The sequence below is a fragment of the Frankia sp. CcWB2 genome (assembly GCF_977927585.1).
In genome coordinates this window covers 3,673-10,392 of the sequence record NZ_CDWRCM010000040.1, presented here as the reverse complement: position 1 = coordinate 10,392, position 6,720 = coordinate 3,673, and the positions used below count along the sequence as shown (strand labels likewise).

1 pseudogene is annotated in these 6,720 nt (G+C 74.5%); it reads left to right on the top strand.

The features are described from left to right. Positions 1–348: 348 nt before the first annotated feature. A pseudogene (locus tag ACY45C_RS06580) lies at positions 349–5,925 on the top strand (beta-ketoacyl synthase N-terminal-like domain-containing protein); the annotation flags it as partial. Positions 5,926–6,720 lie beyond the last annotated feature (795 nt).

The following is a 6,720-nucleotide window of genomic DNA, read 5'->3' as shown; positions in this document are numbered from 1 at the left end:
GGGGGTTGGTTCGCTTTTCGCATACTCAGGGCGGATGCGGCTTCCCGGATGTCTGCCGTCCCGGCGGCACTGACCAGGAGGTCTGGATGATGCGGGCGGTCCTGTCGTCCGGAACAAGTCGATCATGCTGGTTCGGTGGGTGAGTTCTATGGCCTCGATGTGCCGCCGCGGCGATCGGGCGGCAGCGGACGCGCCGTCGGCCCCGGGTCTGCCGGCTGTCCGCCTGCCCTTGAGATACCCGCTCACGCGGACCAGCGATTACCCGCCCATGCGGACCAGCACAGCCCCCGCAGCCTCTGCCCCCTCAGCGCCCTGCCCCAGGCGGGGACCGGTCGGGAGGACCAGCCGATGACCACTGCACCCAGCCCGTCACCCGTGGCCTCGCCGGCCAATCCCGCCGACCGCGATCCGCTCGACGCCCGCGAGCTGGTCGTGGTGATCACGCCGTTCGCTGAACCGTCCGCGCCCCTGGTCGCCGCGGTGCAGCGGGCCGGAGGGCTCGGGGTGCTGGACCTCGGGTTGCTGGCCGGACCGGCACGTGACGCGCTGCGGGACGCCGAGCGGTGGGCGCCGGGCCGGTTCGGGGTGCGGGTCGCTCCCGGCTGCCCCCTCGATCCCGACGAGCTGCCCGCGAGCGTCGGGACCGTCGTACTAGTCGTCCGGTCCGGTCCGGATCCCCGATCCGGCCCCGTCGCGTGGGCGGACGCCGGGCCGGGTCCGGGGAGCCGCTGGGACATCGGCGCGCTGACGAGCCGGTTGCAGGCGAGCGGGCCGCGTGGAGAGGCGCGGCGCCGGGTCTGGGCGGAGGTCACCTCGGTCGCGCAGGCGTGCGACGCGGTGGCGGCGGGGGCCGAGGGGCTGATCGCGCGAGGCAACGAGTCCGGGGGGCCCGTAGGCGACCTCACCACCTTCACCCTCCTGCAACATCTGCTCGCGCAGGCGTTCGTCACCACCGAGGGCGCGCCGCTGCCCGTGTTCGCCGCTGGCGGGATCGGTCCGGCCACCGCGGCGGCCGCGGCGGCCGCGGTGGCCGGCGGCGCGGCCGGTGTGGTCCTGGACTCCCAGCTCGCCCTGGTGCGTGAGATGGAGCTGCCGGCACAGGTCGCGGCGGCGGTCCGCGCGATGGACGGTAGCGAGACCACCCTCCTCGCCGGCTACCGGGTGTACACCCGTCCCGATCTTCCTGTCGCCGCTATGGCGGGCGACGCCACGGCGATCCCGTGCCGGCTGGGTGCGCGTGATCTGCGTAACCAGTTCCTCCCAGTCGGCCAGGACGGAGCGTTCGCCGCCGATCTCGCCGACCGCCACGTGACCGCGGGCGGTGTCGTACGGGCCGTGCGCCAGGGCATCCGCGAGGGCATCGCCGCCGCCACCCGTACCCGTCCCCTCGCCCCCGGTGCGCCCTTCGCCGCTGCCCGCGGCCTGCGCCACCCGGTCGCGCAGGGACCGATGACGCGGGTCAGCGACCGGGCGGCGTTCGCCCGTGCCGTCGCCGATGAGGGCGGGCTGCCCTTCCTCGCCCTGGCGCTGATGAGCGGCGAGGACAGCCGCGCCCTGCTGGAGGAGACCGCGGACCTGCTCGGGGACGCGCCCTGGGGAGTCGGGGTCCTCGGGTTCGCCCCGGCACCGCTGCGGGCCGCCCAACTCGCCGCTGTGCATGACGTGCGTCCTCCCTGCGCGATCGTCGCCGGAGGCCGCCCGGCACAGGCGGCCCCGCTGGAGGCCGCCGGCATTGACACGTTCCTGCACGTCCCGTCCCCGGGGCTGCTGAACCGCTTCCTGGCCGACGGCGCGCGCAAGTTCGTCTTCGAGGGGCGTGAGTGCGGCGGGCACGTCGGGCCGCGGGCGAGCTTCCCGCTGTGGGAGGCGCAGATCGCCGGCCTGCTGGAGTTCGGCGCGACCGATCAGGCCGGTCCGGACTTCTTCGCGGGCCTGCATCTGCTGTTCGCCGGGGGCGTGCACGACGCCCGTTCCGCTGCGATGGTCGCCGCGGCGGCCGGGCCGCTCGCAGAGCGGGGCGCGAGCGTTGGCGTGCTGATGGGCACCGCGTACCTGTTCACCGCCGAGGCCGTCGCGTCCGGGGCGATCCTGCCGGGTTTCCAGCAGGCCGCTCTCGATTGTAAGCGCACCGTGCTGCTCGAGACCTCTCCCGGTCACGCCACCCGGTGCGTGGAGTCCGCGTACGTCCACACCTTTCTGGGCCGTCGCCGTGAGCTGATCGCCGCCGGCCACTCCCGCCAGCAGATGTGGGAGGAGCTCGAGGCGCTCAACCTCGGCCGGCTGCGGGTCGCGAGTAAGGGCCTGCGCCGTGAGGGCAGCGAGGTCGTCACGGTCGATCCCGCGGCCCAGGCCCGGGAGGGCATGTACATGATCGGGCAGGTCGCCGCCCTGCGTTCGCGGCGGACGAGCATCGCCGAGCTGCATGACGAGGTCACCGCGCAGGCCACGGCCGGGCTCGCCGCCCGGGCCGCCGAGCTGCGACCCGCCGAGCTGCGGTCCGCCGACCGGATCGCGGCGCCCGACCGTCCGGGCGCCCGGCCGCTCGACATCGCGATCGTCGGGATGTCCGCGATCTTCCCGGATGCCCCGGACCTGGCCAGCTTCTGGGCGAACATCGTCGCCGGCAACGACGCTATCCGCGAGGTCCCGGCCGATCGCTGGGACGCCGAGGTCTACTACCACCCGGACGCGGTGCTCAGGGACGCCGGCCGCAGGACTCCGTCGAGATGGGGCGGTTTCCTCCCGCAGGTGCCGTTCGACGCGCTGGCCTATGGCATCCCGCCGAAGTCGCTGCGCAGCATCGAGACCAGCCAGCTCCTCGCGCTGGAGGTCGCCGCCCGCGCGCTGCGCGGCGCCGGGTACGACGTGGGCCAGAAGGAGGTGGGCCAGAAGACCGTCGGCGAGGGCCGGGCGTTCGACCGCTCCCGCACATCGGTGGTCTTCGGCACGGAGGCCGGGACGGATCTCTCCGGTGCCTACAGCTTCCGCTCCCTGTGGCCGGCGCTGCTCGGGGACCTGCCGGCCGAGCTGGAGGAGTTCCTGCCGGAGTTGGACGAGGACTCGTTCCCGGGCATGCTCGGGAACGTCATCGCCGGCCGGGTCGCCAACCGGCTGGACCTCGGCGGGGTGAACTTCACCGTGGACGCGGCCTGCGCGTCGTCGCTCGCCGCCCTTGACGCCGCCTGCAAGGAGCTCGTCGCGGGCACCTCGGACATGGTGCTGTGCGGCGGCGTGGACACTCACGCGGGCGCCCACGACTTCCTGCTGTTCTCCTCTGTCCATGCGCTGTCTCCGGGCGGGCGGTGCCGCAGCTTCGACGCGGGCGCCGACGGCACCAGCCTTGGCGAGGGGGTGGCTGTCATCGTGCTCAAGCGGCTCGCGGACGCCGAACGGGACGGCGACCGGATCCACGCCGTCATCCGGGCCGTCGCCGGTTCCTCCGACGGGCGGGCCCTGGGGCTGACCGCGCCGCGCAAGGCCGGCCAGGTGCTCTCCCTGGAACGGGCCTACGGGCGGGCGGGGATCTCGCCCAGCGAGATCGGTCTGCTGGAGGCGCACGCGACCGGAACGGTCGTGGGGGACCGCACCGAGCTCGCCACCCTCACCGAGGTCTTCACCAACCACGGTGCGACACCGGGCCAGTGCGCGGTGGGTTCGGTGAAGTCGCAGATCCGGCACACGCGAAGTGCGCGGCGGGCCTGGCCGGTCTGATCAAGATGGCCAAGGCCGTCGAGACCGGGGTGCGGCCGCCGACCCTGCACATCGACACGCCGAACACCTATTGGGACGCCGAGACCAGCCCGTTCTACTTCGACGGCGTCGCCAAGCCGTGGGTCGCCCCGGCCGAGCGGCGCCACGCCGGCGTGTCGGCCTTCGGATTCGGCGGCACCAACTTCCACGTCGTGCTGTCCGCCTATGACGGCGGACCCGAGCCCGCCCACGGCCTCGACCGCTGGCCCGCGGAGTTGTTCGTCGTCCGCGGCACCGACCGGGCGGCGGCCACCCGGGCGCTGAACCGGCTGGCCGGGCTGATCGCCGCGAACGACGCGGCCGGACGGCCGTTCCGCCTGCGTGACCTCGCCTCCACCGTCTGCGCGGAACGCGGCGGCCCGGTCCAGCTCGCGTTCGTCGCCGACGACCTCGACGCGCTGCCCGCCGCCATCGACCAGGCGCGCACGTTCGCGTCGAACCCTCGGGCGGGCCTGTTCGCCCGGGACCAGGACGCGGATCCGGGTGCCACCGCGTTCCTCTTCCCCGGCCAGGGCAGTCAGCGGCCCGGCATGCTCGCCGACCTGTTCATCGCCTTCCCACGGCTGCGGTCCGTGCTGGACCTCGCTCCCCGGTGGGCAGACACGATGTTCCCGCCGGCGGCCTTCTCCCGGGAGCAGAAGGCCGCCCAGGCAGCCGCGATTACTGACACCCGCGCGGCCCAGCCGACGCTGGGGCTCGCCGGGCTTGCCGTTCACGACCTGCTGACCAGTCTCGGGGTGCGCCCGGACCACGTTGCCGGGCACTCCTACGGCGAACTGGTCGCGCTGTGCGCCGCCGGGGTACTGGACCGGCGGGACCTCATCGGCCTGAGCGAGGCCCGTGCCGCGGCGATCCTGGCGGCCGCTGGCGACGACCCGGGCACGATGGCGGCGGTCTCCGCGTCGGTCGAGCAGGTCCGCGCCGCGCTCGACGGGGCCGGTGCGGGTGGGGAGGCCGGACCGGGCCGGGTCGTCGTGGCCAACCACAACGCCCCGCGGCAGAGCGTGATCTCCGGGCCGACGGACGCCGTTGCCGCCGCCGTGGCGGCTCTCGGCCGGGCCGGCATCAGCGCCAAGCCGATCCCGGTCGCGTGCGCCTTCCACAGCCCGGTGGTGGCGGGAGCGGCGACGGCGCTGGCCGCCCGGCTCGATGAGGTCGAGGTCGAGGCGCCGACCCTGCCGGTCTGGTCCAACACGACCGCCGGGCCCTATCCCGGCAGCCCGGACGAGGTGCGGGCGATGCTCGCCGGCCAGGTGGCGGCGCCGGTCAGGTTCGTCGAGCAGATCGAGGCGATGTACGCCGCGGGGGTGCGGACCTTCGTCGCGGCCGGGCCCGGCCGCGTCCTGGCGCAGCTCGTCGGCAGGATTCTGGCCGGTCGACCGCACCGGGTGGTGGCCACCGACGTCGCCGGCGAGCCGGGGCTGCGCCGGTTGCTGCTGGCCCTCGCCGAGCTCGCCGCCGTCGGCGTCGAGCTCGACCCCTCCGCGCTGTTTACCGGCCGCGACGCCCGGGTGGTCAGCGCGACGGACCTGCCGCGCCGTCCCGGCTGGCTCATCGATGGGGCCTACGTGCGCACGCCCGACGGCCGGTTCCTTCCCGGTGGGCTGCGGCCGCCGACCCGGCTGACGGCGCGGACGACTTCACCCGGGGTCGCCTCCGTGCCCGAGATCGTCGGCGTGCCCGAGATCGTCGGCGTGCGCGGGTTCGTCGAGGACACCGTGACGCCGCCCCTCCCGTTCGACCGCACCGGCGTGACCGACCACAGCGAGACGACCGACGACCCGGCGGCGGGGCCCGCCGGACTGGCCGAACTTGGAGGTGACGGATCGGTGGACGCCGTGGTGCTGGAGTTCCTGCGGACCACCCGGGAACTGGTCGCGGCGCAACGTGACGTCGTACTGGGCTACTTGGGCATCGACCCGACTGGCCTGGCCCGGCCGGGCCAGCTTCCCGAGGGGCGGCCGGCGGACTTCGTGCCGCCGCGGCCCCGGGCCGTGCCGGACGTGGCTGCCGCGAGTCGGGTGGTGCCGGACCGGGCCGCGGTGTCGGCTGCGGTGGTGGGGGTGATCGGGGAACAGACGGGTTATCCGGTGGAGATGCTGGAGCCGGATCTGGATCTTGAGGCTGACCTGTCGATCGACTCGATCAAGCGGACGGAGATTCTGGGGGAACTGGCGCAGCGGCTGGGCCTGGTGGATGCCGGGTCGGGGGAGCTGGGCGAGGAGGTCGTCGAGGAGCTGGCGGCGATCAAGACTGTCCGCGGCATCGTCGACTGGATCGTCGCGTCGGTGGATCCGGATGCCGTCGGCGCGACCGAACCGGCTGAGCCCGCCGGGTCCGGTCGGTCCGCCGGAATCGCGAAGTCCGGGGGGCCGGCTCGACAGCCGCGATCCCGCTACGGCGGTTCGTCGTCGAACCGGAGATCGTCCCCGTGCCCTCGGCCCCGGAGCCGGTCGGGCGGGCCGGGTCGCTGGCCGGGGCCCGCTTCCTTCTCGTCGAGGGCGGTCTCGGGGTCGGACTCGAGCTCGCCACGTTGCTGGAGCAGGCGGGTGCCGAGGCCCGCATCCTCGCCGCCGACGACCGGGGCCTGGTCGGCCAGATTCGAGCCGGCGCCGGCGCGGACGGCCTGGTGTGGATCGCCTCGATCGATCCCGGCGCCGGCGACCACGCCGTTCTTCCCGCCGCGTTCGCGGCACTGCGGGCCGCGGCTCTCGGCGGCAGCCGGCGGATGCTCGTCGCGACCGGGCACGGCGGGCGCTTCGGTCGCCCGTCGCCTCACGGCACCGGGGCGCTCGTCCCGGGCGACGCCGGGGACGAGGGGATCCAGCTGACCCCGGGGATGGGCCTCGCCGGCCCGGTGCGCACGATCGCCTGGGAGGTTCCCAACATCGCGGTCCGCCTCGTCGACGTCGAACCGAAGGACGAACCGCGTCGGATCGCCGAGAGCCTGCTCGTCGAGCTGCTCACCCC